The organism is Flagellimonas amphidinii (assembly GCF_013090115.1).
Taxonomy (GTDB): Bacteria; Bacteroidota; Bacteroidia; order Flavobacteriales; family Flavobacteriaceae; genus Flagellimonas; species Flagellimonas amphidinii.
In genome coordinates, this window is record NZ_JABFNN010000037.1 from 176,683 (window position 1) to 193,995 (window position 17,313).

Here is a 17,313-nt window from a genome sequence, read left to right on the forward strand (position 1 = left end):
AAGAATTATAATGAACGAGAATTTAGATCCAACTGCAGATAATTTTTCCCAAGAGGAGCTTGATATAGAAAGAGCTTTGCGGCCCATTACTTTTAATGACTTTACAGGTCAGGCCCAAGTGCTGGAGAATCTAAAGGTATTTGTAGAAGCCGCTAATCTTAGAGGAGAAGCATTGGACCATACACTGTTTCATGGGCCTCCAGGTTTGGGAAAGACTACATTGGCACATATTTTGGCCAATGAGTTGGGAGTGGGAATTAAAGTCACTTCAGGCCCAGTCTTGGATAAACCGGGAGATTTAGCGGGCTTACTGACCAATTTGGAAGAGCGGGATGTTCTTTTTATAGATGAAATTCACAGATTGAGCCCCATAGTGGAGGAGTATTTGTACTCGGCCATGGAAGATTATAAGATTGACATCATGATTGAGACAGGCCCCAATGCCCGTACCGTTCAAATTAATTTGAGTCCTTTTACCCTGGTGGGTGCAACAACGCGTTCAGGCTTGCTGACCGCTCCAATGCGGGCCAGATTTGGTATCCAAAGCCGCCTTCAATATTACAATACCGAATTGCTTTCCACTATTGTGGAACGCAGTGCAGATATTTTAAAAATGCCCATATCACAAGAAGCCGCCATTGAGATTGCCGGAAGAAGTAGAGGAACCCCCCGTATTTGCAACGCTTTGTTGCGTAGAGTTAGGGATTTTGCCCAAATCAAGGGCAATGGAAAAATAGATATTGATATTTCAAGATTTGGGCTTAAAGCACTTAATGTGGATGCCCATGGCTTGGATGAGATGGACAACAAAATCTTATCGACCATCATTGATAAATTTAAAGGTGGTCCTGTTGGAATCACAACTCTGGCTACTGCGGTTTCTGAAAGTGCAGAAACCATTGAAGAGGTTTATGAACCTTTTTTGATCCAACAAGGATTTATTATGAGGACTCCACGCGGTAGGGAAGTCACTGAATTGGCCTATAAACATTTAGGAAGATTAAAAGGAGGAACGCAGGGAGGATTGTTTTAATTTGAATCAGAAGGCAAAACATACCCAATTGATCAAGACCGAAGCCCAGCGCCTCGGTTTTTTGTCTTGTGGAATATCCAAAGCCGGATTTTTAGAAGAAGAAGCACCCCGCTTGGAAAAATGGCTTAACCAAAATAGGCATGGTGAAATGCAGTATATGGAAAACCATTTTGATAAACGTTTGGACCCTACAAAATTGGTGGATGGGGCCAAGTCAGTGGTCTCTTTGTTGTTAAATTATTATCCCTCAGAAGAACAAAACCAGGACTCATTTAAGATTTCCAAATATGCTTATGGAACAGATTATCACTTTGTGATAAAAGATAAGCTTAAATCGCTTCTACATTATATTCAGGATGAAATAGGAGAGGTGCATGGTCGTGCCTTTGTGGATTCTGCCCCGGTATTGGATAAGGCTTGGGCGGCCAAAAGCGGCTTGGGATGGATAGGTAAGCATAGTAATTTATTGACCCAACAGGTGGGCTCTTTCTATTTTATTGCCGAACTTATTATTGATTTGGAGTTGGACTATGACACCCCTGTGACTGACCACTGCGGTACATGCACGGCATGTATCGATGCTTGCCCAACGGAAGCCATTGTGGAGCCCTATGTTGTAGATGGTAGCAAATGCATTTCGTATTTTACTATTGAACTAAAAAATGAAATTCCGTCAGAATTTCAAGGAAAGTTTGACGACTGGATGTTTGGTTGCGATGTGTGCCAAGATGTATGCCCATGGAACCGTTTTTCAAAACCACATCAGGAGCCACTTTTCAATCCCCATCCAGATTTATTGTCCATGACCCAAAAAGATTGGCAGGAAATTACAACAGAAGTATTTCAAAAACTATTTAAAAAATCCGCAGTAAAGCGGACCAAATATACTGGACTAGTGCGAAACATCGACTTTCTTTCCCGTGAGGGTTGATGCTCTTTCAATGATTTCAGTTGGTAAAATAATTGTTTCGTAATCTACATGCTGGTTCTCTTTTCGCCGATTCAATTCAGAGAACAAGGTATTGAAGGCAATTTTACCCATGGTGTAACTGGGTTGGGCCACAGTGGACAGGGAAGGAGTAATCACCGAACTTAAAAACCAATTTCCAAAGCCGATAACAGCAATATCACCGGGAATATCTATACCTTGTTCTTTAAGCTCTGCCATGGCACCAACGGCAATTAAATCTGTATTAATAAAAATACCATCAATCTTTTTACCACTTTTTAAAAGCTTTTGGGCATTCTCTTTACCAATATCGAAGCTCATTTCTTGACAATGGTAAACATTGGACTCAGCAAACTCAAGACCATATTCTTCCAAGGCCTTTTTATATCCCTCGTAGCGGTCTATGGAGTTTTGCGAAGTCAATGGCCCTCTAAAATGTGCAATTTTTGTGCAACCACGTTCAATGAGATGTTTAGTGGCTTCATAACCTGCCTTCAAATCATCAATAATGACCTTGGAACAAGGAACTGTCTTTCCTATTTTATCGAACATCACAATAGGAAGATCTATAGCTTGGGCTTCAAAAAGGTGATAATATTCCACAGTATCATCGGCAAGGGCTATAAGGATACCATCAACCTGTTTGTTGATCAAGAAATCAATTCTTTCTTTTTCAATTTCCACGTTCTGACTGGACTGAAGTATGAAGACCGTGTAGCCGTTCCTTTCTGCCTCCTCAATGACACCTTTTACCACACTTGAAAAAAACTGATGTACGATTTCAGGAATTACCAATCCAATAGTTTTGGATTCTTGAGTTCTAAGATTTACTGCAAAGGTGTTTGGTTTATAGTTGAGCAGTTCTGCCGCTTCTTTGACCTTCTCGATGGTTTTTTGGCTGACATCTGGATAAGATCGCAGTGCTTTCGAGACAGTTGTCACTGAAATATTTAGACTAAGTGCTATTTGTTGTAGCGTGGTTCTACTCATAAAATATTTGGATAAAATTGAAGAACAGGCAGTTACAAAGGTACCAAAAATTGGATTTTGAGAGAATCGAAAACGTTTTCGTGAAGAAAAGCTGTCAAAAATGAAATGCAACCACTAAATTAGAACCATAATGATCCGTTACCAAGGATTATTTGAGTTAGATCAGTTAGATTGTTGCTCAATGCGTTTGGTTTAAAGTGAGTAGACAAAGGAGTGAAAGTGCATGGTAACTTTCACTCTTTGTGTTTAATACCATTGAATTGAGCAAATTATAAAAATACTTATAGGTAAGCTTAATACTGAATGAAGAATAAAATACAATTAATTACATATGTGGATCGTATTGCCTGTTCCAATTTTAAGGAGCTTAACGGTCTTTTGAACAAAGAATTGGCAGGATTGTTCGGTGGCGTTCATGTATTGCCCTTTTTTAACCCCATAGATGGTGAAGATGCTGGTTTTGATCCCATCAATCACAAAATGGTGGACCCAAGATTAGGAGATTGGACTGATGTAAAGAGGCTGACAAAAACGGCAGATGTGATGGCCGATCTCATTGTCAACCATGTGTCGGCAGATTCTGATGAGTTCAAGGATTTCTTGAAGCATGGCGATGCTTCCCAACATGCACCATTGTTTTTGACTTTTGAAAGTGTATTTCCAAACGGTGCTTCTGAAACGGATTTATTGTCCATCTATAGACCTAGACCTGGATTTCCATTCACAAAATATAAGATGGCAGATGGCTCCCAAAAATTAATTTGGACCACCTTTACTCCAAAGCAAATCGATATTGATGTAAACTCACCCTCGGGGATTGATTATCTGGATTCCATTCTTGAAATCTATCAAGAAGCAGGAATTACAATGATTCGGTTGGATGCCGCTGGGTATGCTATAAAGAAAGCGGGCAGTTCTTGTTTTATGATTCCTGAAACCTTTGAGTTTATTGATGAACTTACGCAAAAAGCTAGAAATCATGGTATTGAGGTTTTAGTTGAGATTCATTCATTTTATAAAACACAAATTGAAATAGCACAAAAGGTAGATTATGTCTATGATTTTGCCTTGCCTGTTTTGGTGCTGGACGCTTTATTCAATAAAAGGGCGGATAACCTGAAATATTGGCTCAAGATTGCCCCGCGAAACGTGATTACGGTTTTGGACACCCATGATGGTATTGGTATAGTAGATGTTGCTTCCGAAGGAGAAGAAAAAGGATTGATACCCGATGATGTATTGGAAGGAATAGTGGATAAAATCCATGAAAACAGTGAAGGAAGGAGTCGCAAGGCAACGGGTGCGGCTGCCTCAAATTTGGACTTATATCAGGTAAACTGCACCTATTTTGAAGCCTTGGGCAGTAATGAAGATACATATTTAGCAGCGCGAGCCATTCAGTTTTTTGTTCCAGGTGTTCCTCAGGTCTATTATGTAGGGCTGTTCGGGGATGAAAATGATATGGAACTTTTGGCAAGGACCAATGTTGGTAGGGATATTAACAGGCATTATTACTCCAAAGAGGAAATTCAGCTAAAGACCCAGACAGAGATGTTTCAAAAATTAGCTGAATTGATGAAGTTGAGGAATACACATGAAGCATTTAATGGGGAATTTGGTTTGGAAGATACCGAAGAATCCCACATCAAAATGAAATGGAAAAAGAATGAGGATTGGATAGCTTTGGATGTGGATTTGAAAGCAGGGAAGTTTCAGGTTACCGGAACAGATGGAAAAAAGACAGGAGTTCTTTTTGATAGTTGATTTGTTAAAAATCAATAGAAGAAATTAAAGGATTCTAAATTTTCGGGAAAAATTTTAAAAACCCTATATTGTTAATGGTTAAGTATAGCCAAGAGATCTTTTTGTAAACAAATATTGCATAGCTAATGACAAAATTGATAAAGCCCCGGTTGAGTTTCTGGCAAATATTTAACATGAATGTTGGATTTCTCGGGATTCAATACAGTTTTGGTCTTCAGCAAAGTGCCATTAATCCTATTTTTCTTTTCCTAGGGGCTAAAGAGGAGCTTTTGCCTATTTTGAACATAGCTGGACCCGTTACTGGTTTAATAATACAACCTATAATTGGTGCTATTTCAGATAAAACGTGGTCGCCACGATGGGGTAGAAGAAAACCATTTTTCTTGATTGGCGCCGTTCTAGGGAGTCTATGTTTGTTTGCATTTCCATTGAGTCCCGCGCTATGGTTTGCAGTTGGGTTGCTTTGGATTTTAGATGTGGGGAACAATATGGCCATGGAACCTTATCGCGCTTTTGTAGGGGATAAGTTACCAGATAATCAATTGAGTATAGGTTACCAGATGCAGAGTTTGTTTGTTGGGGCTGGTATACTTCTGGCCAATGCTTCCATCTTTTTGTTCCAAGATTGGTTTGGTGGTGGACAAGAAGTTGAAGGGGCAGTGCCCAAATGGTTGTACTATTCCTTTTTTATAGGCTCGTTTTTGTCTATAGCCACCATTTTGTGGTCAGTACTGAAAACTCCGGAAATACCTCCTTCCGATGAAGAGTTGAAAGAAATAAATGCACATAAAGGACTACCCTTTGCAGAACGATTTAAAATGCCCTTCATTGAAATTTCCCATGCTGTAAAAGAAATGCCCAAGTTTATGTGGAAACTTGCTGGAGTATATCTTTTTCAGTGGTATGCCCTTTTTGTGTATTGGCAGTTTATTACACCTCTTTTTAGGGCCACTTTGGGGTATGATACCTCAGAAGCTGCTGCGCAAGCGGCCAAAATGAGTACCACATATAATGTGGTAACAGCAGTGGTCGCCCTTATTTTGGTCCCCTTGACCATGAGGTTTGGAGGTAAGAAAATATATGCACTCAGTCTGTTTGGAACAGGTTTGGCACTATTTGCTATTCCTAATATTTCAGATCCAGTCCAAGTACTCTTCCCAATGATCCTATTCGGAATTGGTTGGGCAGCAATGATGGGTATTCCGTATAGCATGGTTTCCAAAATAGTGCCTCAAGAAAGAAGAGGGGTGTATATGGGGATCCTAAATATGATGATTGTGATTCCAATGGGAATCCAGACATTGAGTTTTGGCCCAATATTCAAAAACTTATTGGGGGCCAATTCCGTTAATGCCATGTTTTTCGCGGGAGCATTTTTTGTGATCGCATCCATTTTGGCAACCCGTTTAAATATGCCCAAGGACTAGTTTTAGCAACTTTAGATTTTTTCATTTCAGCTCAACCCCATTAAAACAAATAAGGTGATGATCTGGGCATGGGAATACCGGAAACTTAGAGAGGAATGACTCTTCAAAATTTGGGTGATTCTGAATTTAGTACCAAAATTGGTGTTTATGGTATTACTCATAAAACTTTGGAATGCCCTAACTTTACCCCCTTCATAGACCACTATATGAGTAAAGAGAAACAACGAAGAGAAGCATTGCTCTATCACGCAAAGCCGCAACCTGGGAAAATAAAGATTGTTCCAACCAAGCCTTACGCTACACAGCGAGACTTGGCTTTGGCCTATTCTCCTGGGGTTGCCGAACCTTGCTTGGAGATTGAAAAAAATAAGGATGAAGTCTATCGATATACTGCAAAAGGAAATATTGTTGCGGTAATCTCCAATGGTACGGCAGTTTTGGGCTTGGGCAATATTGGACCCGAAGCTTCAAAACCTGTTATGGAAGGCAAAAGTCTTTTGTTCAAAATCTTTGCAGATATTGATGGGATTGATATTGAGTTGGATACAACGGATGTCGACAAATTTATTGAAACCGTAAAGACCATTGCGCCCACCTTTGGCGGTATCAATCTGGAAGATATTAAAGCGCCCGAAGCTTTTGAAATCGAAAGACGTTTGAAAGAGGAGTTGGATATTCCTGTTATGCACGATGACCAACATGGAACTGCAATCATTTCGGCAGCAGCTTTGTTGAATGCTTTGGAAATAGCAAATAAAAAGATAGAAGAAGTCAAAATTGTCGTCAGCGGTGCTGGTGCGGCAGCAGTTTCTTGTACTAGGCTTTACAAAGCCTTCGGAGCAAAAGCTGAGAATATTGTGATGTTGGACAGTAAGGGTGTCATTAGAAGTGATAGGGAAAATTTGACCCTAGAGAAGCAAGAATTTGCCACAGACCGAAAAATAGACACTTTGGAAGAGGCCATGAAAGATTCAGATGTTTTTATCGGACTTTCAATTGCCAATATTCTATCACCAGAAATGCTTCTCTCCATGAGTAAAGACCCCATAGTTTTTGCCATGGCCAATCCCAATCCGGAGATTGAATATAATCTAGCCTGTGAGACAAGGAAAGATATCATCATGGCAACCGGTAGGTCTGATCATCCCAATCAGGTAAATAATGTATTAGGTTTTCCTTTTATTTTTAGAGGAGCTTTAGATGTTAGGGCAACCAAGATCAATGAAGAAATGAAAATGTCTGCCGTTCGTGCTTTGGCAGAGTTGACAAGAGAACCCGTTCCTGAGCAAGTTAACATCGCCTATGATGCCACTCGGTTGACATTTGGAAGAGATTATATCATCCCAAAACCTTTTGACCCTAGATTGATCACCCATATTCCGCCGGCAGTTGCAAAGGCAGCCGTGGACAGTGGAGTGGCAAAAGAACCCATCAAGGATTGGAAACGGTATGAGGAAGAATTGTACCAAAGATCAGGGAATGATAACAAAGTGGTAAGACTCTTGCACAACAGGGCAAAAATGAATCCAAAACGAATCGTTTTTGCTGAAGCAGAGCTTTTAGATGTTATTAAAGCAGCTCAAATTGTGCACGATGAAGGGATTGCCCATCCTATTCTTTTGGGGAATAAAGAAACCATTGAAAATTTAAAGGAAGAACTGGATTTTACCGCTGATGTGCCTATTATAGACCCACGATCAGATGAATTTAGTGAGATGAGGACCAGATATGCCCTTAAACTTTGGGAATCCCGAAAACGAAAAGGGGAAACAAAGTACAGTGCTCGGGTAAATATGGGGAAACGTAACTATTTTGGTTCGATGATGCTATTGGAGGGTGATGCCGATGGAATGATTTCTGGGTATTCCAGATCATATCCGAGAGTGCTACGACCTGTTTTTGAAGTTTTAGGTCGCGCAAAAGGAGTAAAAAATGCTTCAACGGTCAATATTATGATTACTGAAAGAGGACCATTGTTTTTGGCGGATACCTCCATCAATATTGATCCCAATGCAGAAGAATTGGCAGAAATTGCCCAAATGACTGCAAATGTGGCTTCTACTTTTGGATTCAATCCAGTCATGGCTTTATTGTCGTATGCCAATTTTGGTTCATCCAGTCATCCCAATGCACAAAAGGTTAGGGAAGCGGTAAGAATTTTACATGAGAAAAATCCAGATCTTGTGGTAGATGGGGAGATTCAAACTGATTTTGCTCTGAGTCAAGAGTTGTGCCATAACAACTTTCCGTTTTCCAAACTATCAGGAAAAAAGGTAAACACGTTGATATTCCCTAATTTGGAATCGGCAAATATCACATACAAATTGCTGAAAGGGTTGAACAAGGCAGATTCTATAGGACCTATTATGGTAGGTTTGCGAAGAGCCGCCCATATTTTGCAATTGGGAGCCAGTGTGGATGAAATGGTGAATATGGCGGCAGTGGCGGTTATTGATGCCCAAGAGCGTGAAAAAAGATATAAGGCTAAAGTGGGAGAATAGATTAAAATCGGACATAAACTATGATTACCCATCTTAAAGGAAAATTGGTAGAGAAAAACCCAACCTATGCTATAGTAGAGTGTAACGGTGTGGGTTACTTTTTAAATATTTCATTACATACCTTTTCCCAACTTAAAGATCAAGAAAATATACTGCTTTATACACATTTATTGGTTCGCGAAGACTCCCATACTTTGTTCGGCTTTGCCGAGAAATCGGAACGGGAAGTATTCGGGTTGCTTATCTCAGTTTCTGGTATTGGTTCCAGTACGGCAAGAACAATGTTGTCCTCTTTGTCGCCAGCTGAAGTAAGAGATGCCATAGCCAATGAAGATGTGCGCACTATACAGGCAATCAAGGGTATAGGAGCTAAGACTGCACAACGGGTAATTTTAGATCTTAAGGATAAGATTTTAAAAGTACAAGATGTAGGCGAAGTTTCGCCTCAATCAAACAATACAGGCAAAGAAGAAGCGTTATCTGCTTTAGAGGTTCTTGGTTTTGTCCGAAGACAATCTGAAAAGGTAGTGGACAAGGTACTATCCCAAGATCCTTTATTAAGCGTTGAGGACATTATAAAATTGGCGCTGAAAAATTTGTAACTAGTTTGAAAAGAGGGGCAAAACCAATACTTAAAACATTAAGTTTTAAGTGCATTTTCTTATTCGTTTGTTTTCTGGCTTTTACCACTTTAAAGGGGCAGGAGACCAATGAGCAAATCCAGGATTCTGTAAAGACCGGAGTTGCCCTTGGTCGTTTGATTTTGGAAAACCCTGATAGCATTATTGCCAAATACACTTACGACCCCGAACTTGACCGATACATTTATACTGAAAGTGTTGGTGATTTCAATGTCAGCCATCCTATTATTCTAACACCAGAACAGTACTTTGACCTTGTTCAAAAGGAACAGATGAAATTGTACTTCAAAGAAAAGATAGATGCATTTACAGGAAAGAAAGAGGGTAGTGAGGAAGCCAGAAAAAACCTATTGCCCAATTTCTATGTAAATAGCAGCTTTTTTGAATCCATTTTTGGTGGAAATACTATCGAAGTTATCCCGCAAGGGTCAGTGGCCATGGATTTAGGTATTTTATGGCAAAAAAATGATAACCCTGCACTTTCCCCCAGAAATAGAACAAATCTGTCGTTTGATTTTGATCAGCGAATCAGTTTAAGTTTATTGGGAAAAGTTGGTGAAAGATTGCAAGTTACCGCCAACTATGATACAGAAGCAACTTTCGATTTCCAGAATTTGGTAAAATTGGATTACACCCCAACTGAGGACGACATTCTTCGGAAAATTGAAATAGGTAATGTGAACATGCCCCTCAACAGTTCTTTAATTACCGGAGCACAAAGTCTTTTTGGGGTAAAGACCCAATTACAATTTGGAAAAACAACGGTTACTGCGGTATTCTCTGAGCAACGTTCACAAAACAATACCGTTGTGGCACAAGGAGGTGGCACTTTGAACGAGTTTTCGCTTACTGCTTTGGACTATGATGAGGATAGGCACTTTTTTTTAGCGCAGTACTTTAGGGACAATTATGACCAAGCGCTGGAAAATTATCCATTCATAAGAAGTCAGGTGCAGATAACGCGCTTAGAAGTATGGGTGACCAATAGAAATCAACAAACCTTGAATGTAAGAAATGTTGTTGCTATTCAGGATTTGGGAGAAACATCAGAGGATAAGACGAGGATAGGAATCAATAACGGAGACCCAGCCGGCTTTTTTGATCCTGCTGCTGTAGCATCAGGTTTTCCAAGGAATGAAGCCAATGCATATGACCCCAATCAAATTGGAACAGGCGCTTTAACACAATCCATTAGAGATATTGCCACGGTTGAATCTGGTTTCAATATTCCAAGCTATCCAGTGAACCAAGGTTTTGATTACGCCATTTTGGAAAATGCACGTAAGTTGGAAGAAGGAAGGGATTACGAATTCGATTCCCAATTGGGGTATATTTCTTTGAACCAACGTTTAAGTAATGATGAGGTACTGGGAGTGGCATTTCAATATACCACCACTAGTGGGGAAGTATTTCAAGTTGGAGAGTTTGCCAATGGCGGAGTGGATGCCACTACAGTTTCTGGAGGGGTCAATCCCATTGTTGAAAACAATACGCTTATTCTAAAATTATTGAAGAGTAACATTACCAATGTGGAAGATCCCATTTGGGATTTGATGATGAAAAATATCTATTCCACTGGAGCTTTTCAATTAGATCAAGAGGATTTTAAATTGAATATCCTTTATTCTGATCCAACACCAAGAAACTACATTACTCCGGTCGACCCTAATGCAGGATGGCCAGTAGGTTTGGAAGACCGTATCTTGCTAAGTGTGTTTAATTTAGATCGACTCAATATTTACAATGATGTACAGCCGGGGGGAGATGGTTTCTTTGATTATGTGCCAGGCATAACGATAGATACACAAACGGGACGTATCATCTTTACGAAGGTTGAGCCATTTGGAGAATTCCTTTTTGAACAATTAGGGGGTGGTGTTTACGATGTTGAAAATGATCAAGGATACAATGTCAACCAGCAGCGCTATGTGTTCCGAAACATGTACGCAAAAACCAAAGCTGCATCTTTGCAGGATGCTGAAAAGAACAGATTCCAATTAAAAGGGCGGTACAAATCACAAGGCAACAATGGTATTCCAATAGGGGCATTCAATGTGCCGAGAGGTTCTGTGAGGGTTACTGCTGGTGGTCGTCAGCTTCAAGAATACATAGATTATACGGTAAACTATCAAGCGGGGACAGTTCAAATTTTGGATCCCAGTTTGGCGGCATCCAATACGCCCATCAATATTTCGGTGGAAAACAATGCGGTGTTTGGCCAACAGACTAGAAGATTTACGGGAATCAATATTGAACATAAGTTTAGTGACAATTTTGTGTTAGGTGGTACTTTGCTCAACTTGAATGAGAGACCTCTTACCCAAAAATCCAATTATGGAGTAGAACCCGTTAACAATACCATTTATGGTCTGAACGGGAACTTTAGTACAGAAATTCCATTTTTGACCCGTTTGGCCAATAAGTTGCCGAATATTGACACAGATGTACCGTCAAATTTATCTGTACGTGGTGAAGTGGCCTTTTTAAAACCCAACTCTCCCAAGAACGCAGATTTTGAAGGAGAAACAACTACCTATTTAGATGATTTTGAAGGAGCACAGGCGCTAATTGATATTCGTTCCTCTTTGGGATGGACGTTGGCAAGTCCGCCAGTAGAATTTTTGGAAGATAGAACGGATATAGATGTCGGTTTTGAACGTGCAAAAATGTCCTGGTACACTATCGACCCAATATTTTATACCAATCAGAGACCTTCAGGATTATCGGATAATGACATTTCCTTGAATGCCACCCGTAGGGTTTTTATTGATGAGGTATTTACAGAGACTGATATTGCACAAGGGCAAACCCAGGTACAGAGTACTTTAGATATCGTTTATTATCCCAATGAAAAAGGGCCGTACAATGCCAATCCTAGTTTTGAGGCCGAGACACCGGAAGGTAAATGGGCTGGGATTATGAGGCCATTGAGCAGTACCAATTTTGAACAATCCAATGTGGAATTTGTGCAGTTTTGGGTATTGGACCCTTATATTGATGGCCAAACCACTAGCGCCAATGCTGGTGAGTTGGTATTGAACTTAGGAAACATTTCCGAGGATATTTTACGTGATGGTCGAAAGCAATACGAAAATGGATTGCCCGGTAGTACCAATAGCGAAGTTCCAAGGGAAACTATTTGGGGTCAGGTGCCTTCAACACAATCTTTGGTTTATGCTTTTGATGCAGATGAAACAAACAGGACTTTGCAGGATGTGGGTCTGGATGGATTGGATGATGCAGCTGAACAGGCCATTTACAACGGCCCAAGTGATGACCCTGCTTTGGATAATTACCAATATTACCTCAATAGGGAAGGCAGCATCTTAGAGCGTTATTTTGATTTTAACAATACAGAAGGTAACTCGCCCGTAGCTGTTACTAATACGAATAGAGGGTCAACTACTTTGCCAGATGTAGAGGATATTGATAGGGATTTGACCATGAACACGGTGAATAGTTACTATGAATATCGCATTCAAATAAGGCCCAATACCACTATTGATGACCAGTATGTCACTGATATTCGTGAAGGACTCACTCCAACGCTTCCCAACGGAACGCAGTTGAACAGAAGGTGGATCCAGTATAAAATTCCATTAAGTGATTTTACCGAAGCTGTGGGTGGAATCGCAGATTTTAGATCCATAAGTTTTATGCGGATGTACCTCACAGGATTTACAGATGATGTGGTACTCCGTTTTGCAACCTTGGATTTAGTGCGTGGAGATTGGAGAACTTATACCAATTCCTTGCAGCCTGATGAAGTGGACAGTGATCCTTCGGATGATGGTACTGTTACTGATGTGAATACGGTTAATATTGAGGAAAACTTTGGAAGACAGCCAATTCCTTATGTGTTGCCTCCGGGGGTGGTTAGGGAGCAGTTGAACAACAACAACACTATTATCCGTCAAAATGAGCAATCCCTTTCTTTTGTGGTCGAAAATTTAGAATCTGAAGATTCAAGGGGTGTTTTCAAAAATGTAAATATTGATGTGCGACAGTATGAGCGAATTAAAATGTTCATGCATGCTGAAAAAATATTGAATGGAGATTATTCTGATAATGACACTCCATTGGTCGGGTTCTTGAGAATCGGTACTGATTTCTCGGAAAATTTCTATCAAATAGAACTTCCGTTGCAGTTTACACCTTTCAATGCTACATCTGCAGAAGAGATTTGGCCCGATGTAAATGAAATTGACATTGCTTTAAGTGACTTGAGCAAGGTGAAATCCAAAGGTATTTCAGACCAAACCCTTGATGAGGTCAGTTATTATGAAATCATTGATGGCGAAGCAGTTTTGGTGGATGAGTTTGCGCCAAGAACATTGGGAAGACTTCGTATTGGAATTAAGGGTAACCCATCTTTGGGAAGTATTCGCGGTATGATGGTGGGTGTTAAAAATATTGATGACCTTCCAGCTAGGGGAGAAGTATGGTTCAATGAACTTCGGTTGGCCGGATTGGATAATAACGGCGGATGGGCTGCCATTGCTGCCTTGGATGCTAACATGGCTGATTTTGCCAATGTAACGGCGACGGCAAGTACCAGCACTTCCGGTTTCGGTTCCATAGACCAGATGCCCAATGAACGTTCAAGGGAAGATGCCATTTCTTATGATGTGGTCACCAATGTGAATGTAGGGCAGTTGTTCCCCAAGAAATGGAACCTGCAATTACCATTTAATTATGGGATATCAGAAACTCTAATTACTCCAGAGTTTGATCCAGTTTATGATGACTTAAAATTGGACGACCGGATAGCTGCAGCTGAAACAGAGGAAGAAGCGGAAACCATTAGAGAACAGGCAGAGGATTACACCAAAAGAACCAGTATCAACCTTATTGGGGTTAGAAAAAACAGAGGGGAAGAAGCTAAGGAAAATTTCTTTGATATAGAGAATTTCACCTTCAACTATTCCTATAATGAAACCAACCATAGGGATTTTGAAGTGGCCAACTTGAGCGATCAAAACGTTACAACTGGTTTTGTGTACAACCATAACTTTAAACCATTGGAGGTTGCTCCATTTGCCAAAAAAGACTCATTGTTCACCAGTAATTACTGGCAATGGCTCAAAGATTTGAACTTTAATCTATTGCCAACCAGTGTGTCGGTCAATGCCAATTATAATCGATCTTTCAACCAACAAAGGTTTCGAGATGTTTTGGAACCTGGAGTCGATGCTCTGGAATTGCCCTTATTGCAACAGCGCAATTATTTATTCAATTGGCAGTATGCATTAAATTATAGTATTTCAAAATCCTTGCGATTAAATCTTACTGCATCGAACAACAACATTGTCCGTAATTATTTCAATGTCGATGATGATTCAGATTCAGGAATCAATGAAGCTTTGGATTTATGGGATGGATTTTTTGATATCGGTGAACCCAATAGGCATTCGCAACAAATGCAACTGAACTACGAGCTACCTTTCAGTAAGATTCCATTTCTCAATTTTATCAATGCTCAATATACTTATACCAGTAATTTTGATTGGCAAAGAGGTGGCGATGCGTTGATTGAAGTCGCAGGGGAGCAAATCAATACCATACAGAACGCCAATACCCACAACTTAACGGCGAATATGGGCATGCAACGCTTGTATGACTTTTTGGGATTGAAAAAGCGAGATGGAAAGGTTACTGCAGCCCAAGCTTCAATCCGTAGGGACAAAGCTGGGAATCCTGCCGATGGAACTGATGAAAAACCTCCCAAGAAAACAAGTAAGGCATTCAATACTTTGGTGGATATCGTAACTATGGTGAAACGATTGAATGTAAATTACAGTGAAAATAATGGAACTGTGCTGCCAGGGTATACCCAATCCATAGGATTTATCGGAACCGCTAGACCAACTATAGGGTTTGTTTTTGGTAGTCAGGCAGATGTAAGATACGAGGCGGCCCGAAATGGTTGGTTGACAACTTTCCCAGAATACAATTCCCAATATATTAGGACCACCAATAAACAGTTGAACATTACGGCAACTGCCCAACCAACACCCGATTTGACCATTGATTTGACGGCAGACCGTCAGTATTCCAGCAATTCGCAGGAAAATTATAGTGTTCAAGATTGGATAAACGGACAAGATGGTTTGGTCAATGAGTTGGGTAATTTTAGTATTTCTACCGTCATGATCGGTACCATTTTCAACAAAAGTGATGAGTTTGATTCTAAAACCTTTGAAAAATTTAAAGAAAATAGGATAACCATTGCCAATCGTTTGGTTTCAGATAGAGGACAGTCTCCTGGAGACCTGGATGAAGATGGATTCCCGGAACTATATGGAAAGACACAACAAGAAGTATTGTTGCCGGCATTTTTTGCAGCCTATACTGGTCAGGATGTAAACAGGGTCAACTTGGATGCATTCCGGGAAATTCCAATTCCAAACTGGAACATTAAGTATACAGGATTGATGAAGAACCGTTGGTTCAAAAAGAAATTCAAACGTTTCTCCTTAAGTCATGGCTACAGGGCGGCCTACAGTATCAATTCATTTCAAACCAATTTGGAGCGAGAGAATACAACTTTTGATCCTGAGACGGGAGACCTTCTTCCAGAAAATATTATAAATAATGTAGTGCTTACCGATCAGTTCAATCCGTTGATGCGGGTAGATTTTGAAATGAAGAATTCCTTTAGCTTTTTAGCCGAAGTGAGAACGGACAGAACGCTCTCGCTTAGTTTTGACAACAACTTGCTTACGGAAATTAATGGTAAGGAATATACTTTAGGATTGGGGTATCGTTTTAAGGACGTGAAATTCGTAACCAACATTGGTGGGGAAAAAACCCGTTTGAAAGGTGACTTGAACTTAAAAGCTGATTTATCTCTTAGAGATAATATCACCATAATAAGAAATTTGGATATTAATAATAACCAAATCACTTCTGGTCAAAAATTAATGTCCATCAAGTTCACTGCTGATTATGCCTTGAGCAAGAGTTTGAATGCTTTGTTCTTCTATGATCACTCTTTCTCTGAATTTGCGGTATCCACGGCATTCCCTCAGACCACCATCAATACAGGATTCACGCTTCGTTATAACTTCGGTAACTAGTTGTTTTTGCTTTAATCAAAAAGGTAGAAATTTTGTTGCTCGGATTCCTTGCAAACTATTCTCAAAAAGTTACATTTGTTTATCGACTAAAACAAAATTGAAGGAATGAACATACCATCAGAATTAAAGTATACCAAAGACCATGAATGGGTCAAGATTGAAGGCGATGTGGCTACTGTGGGCATTACTGATTTTGCACAGAGTGAACTTGGCGATATTGTTTATGTAGAAGTGGAAACGTTGGATGAAACTTTGGATAAGGAAGAGGTTTTTGGTACTGTAGAAGCAGTAAAAACAGTTTCTGACCTTTTTCTACCTCTTAGTGGCGAAATTATTGAGTTCAATGAAGCCTTGGAGGATGAGCCAGAAAAAGTAAACTCAGACCCCTATGGAGAAGGTTGGATGATCAAGATTAAAATAAGTGACGCTTCTCAAGTGGACGATTTGATCAGTGATGAAGATTACAAGGCCCTGATAGGTGCTTAAAAGAAACATTTACACCCTATTATTTGTTGGCTGGGTACTTTTCATAACAATACTCAGCTTATTTTCTTTTTCAGGATTGGAATTGGATACGGGTGAAATCAATATTCCCTATGCCGACAAAATTGTGCACTTTGTATTTTATTTGGTGTTTGCGGTATTGGGATGTTTATTTTTAAGGGAGCGCTCAAAAGGTACTATGAAGTTGGGCAAGACCTTAATATATATATTGTTGGTGGCAGTAGGGTATGGCATATTTATTGAGATACTTCAGTATACAATTACTGTGGACCGGATGGCTGAATTTGGTGATATTTTGGCCAATACCATTGGAGCAATTGCAGGGATTAGCTTCATTTGGTGGTATTTTTCTAAAGAAAGGCAGTTAAAATGGAAAATTTAATTGCTTATTTAATCAATTAATAATTAAATTAGCAAACATTAAA

General features: G+C 39.9%; 10 protein-coding genes. 9 read left to right on the forward strand and 1 reads right to left on the reverse strand.

Going from position 1 to position 17,313, the window contains the following annotated elements:
• Nucleotides 1-10: 10 nt before the first annotated feature.
• On the forward strand, nt 11-1,033 hold the full coding sequence (gene ruvB, locus HJC33_RS11610; protein WP_171658990.1) for a Holliday junction branch migration DNA helicase RuvB: 1,023 nt from the start codon (nt 11-13) through the stop codon (nt 1,031-1,033).
• A 1-nt stretch (nt 1,034) separates the two neighbouring features.
• On the forward strand, nt 1,035-1,964 hold the full coding sequence (gene queG / locus HJC33_RS11615) for a tRNA epoxyqueuosine(34) reductase QueG (RefSeq protein ID WP_171658991.1): 930 nt from the start codon (nt 1,035-1,037) through the stop codon (nt 1,962-1,964).
• Here the strand turns inward: queG and HJC33_RS11620 are convergent.
• On the reverse strand, nt 1,926-2,972 hold the full coding sequence (locus HJC33_RS11620; protein WP_171658992.1) for a LacI family DNA-binding transcriptional regulator: 1,047 nt from the start codon (nt 2,970-2,972) through the stop codon (nt 1,926-1,928). The genes queG and HJC33_RS11620 overlap by 39 nt on opposite strands.
• Before the next feature lie 303 nt (nt 2,973-3,275).
• Between HJC33_RS11620 and gtfA the strand changes: the two genes are divergently transcribed.
• From gtfA to HJC33_RS17370, 7 genes are all read left to right on the forward strand, one after another.
• Entirely contained in the window at nt 3,276-4,736 is a 1,461-nt protein-coding gene (gene gtfA, locus HJC33_RS11625) for a sucrose phosphorylase (protein ID WP_171658993.1), read from the forward strand.
• Between the two features lie 173 nt (nt 4,737-4,909).
• The gene (locus HJC33_RS11630) at nt 4,910-6,163 is read left to right on the forward strand and encodes an MFS transporter (protein ID WP_246245538.1); all 1,254 of its coding nucleotides are present in this window, start codon (nt 4,910-4,912) and stop codon (nt 6,161-6,163) included.
• 206 nt (nt 6,164-6,369) lie between these two features.
• Nucleotides 6,370-8,664, forward strand: coding sequence for an NADP-dependent malic enzyme (locus HJC33_RS11635; protein WP_171659033.1), 2,295 nt, complete (start codon nt 6,370-6,372; stop codon nt 8,662-8,664).
• 20 nt (nt 8,665-8,684) lie between these two features.
• Nucleotides 8,685-9,266, forward strand: a complete 582-nt coding sequence (gene ruvA / locus HJC33_RS11640; RefSeq protein WP_171658995.1) for a Holliday junction branch migration protein RuvA — start codon at nt 8,685-8,687, stop codon at nt 9,264-9,266.
• A 5-nt stretch (nt 9,267-9,271) separates the two neighbouring features.
• Nucleotides 9,272-16,384, forward strand: a complete 7,113-nt coding sequence (gene sov / locus HJC33_RS11645) for a T9SS outer membrane translocon Sov/SprA (protein ID WP_171658996.1) — start codon at nt 9,272-9,274, stop codon at nt 16,382-16,384.
• 105 nt (nt 16,385-16,489) lie between these two features.
• Complete coding sequence (gcvH, locus tag HJC33_RS11650; RefSeq protein ID WP_171658997.1) at nt 16,490-16,870, forward strand: glycine cleavage system protein GcvH; 381 nt, start codon at nt 16,490-16,492, stop codon at nt 16,868-16,870.
• The gene (locus HJC33_RS17370; RefSeq protein ID WP_171658998.1) at nt 16,863-17,270 is read left to right on the forward strand and encodes a VanZ family protein; all 408 of its coding nucleotides are present in this window, start codon (nt 16,863-16,865) and stop codon (nt 17,268-17,270) included. The genes gcvH and HJC33_RS17370 overlap by 8 nt, the downstream gene beginning before the upstream one ends.
• The last annotated feature ends 43 nt before the right edge of the window (nt 17,271-17,313 follow it).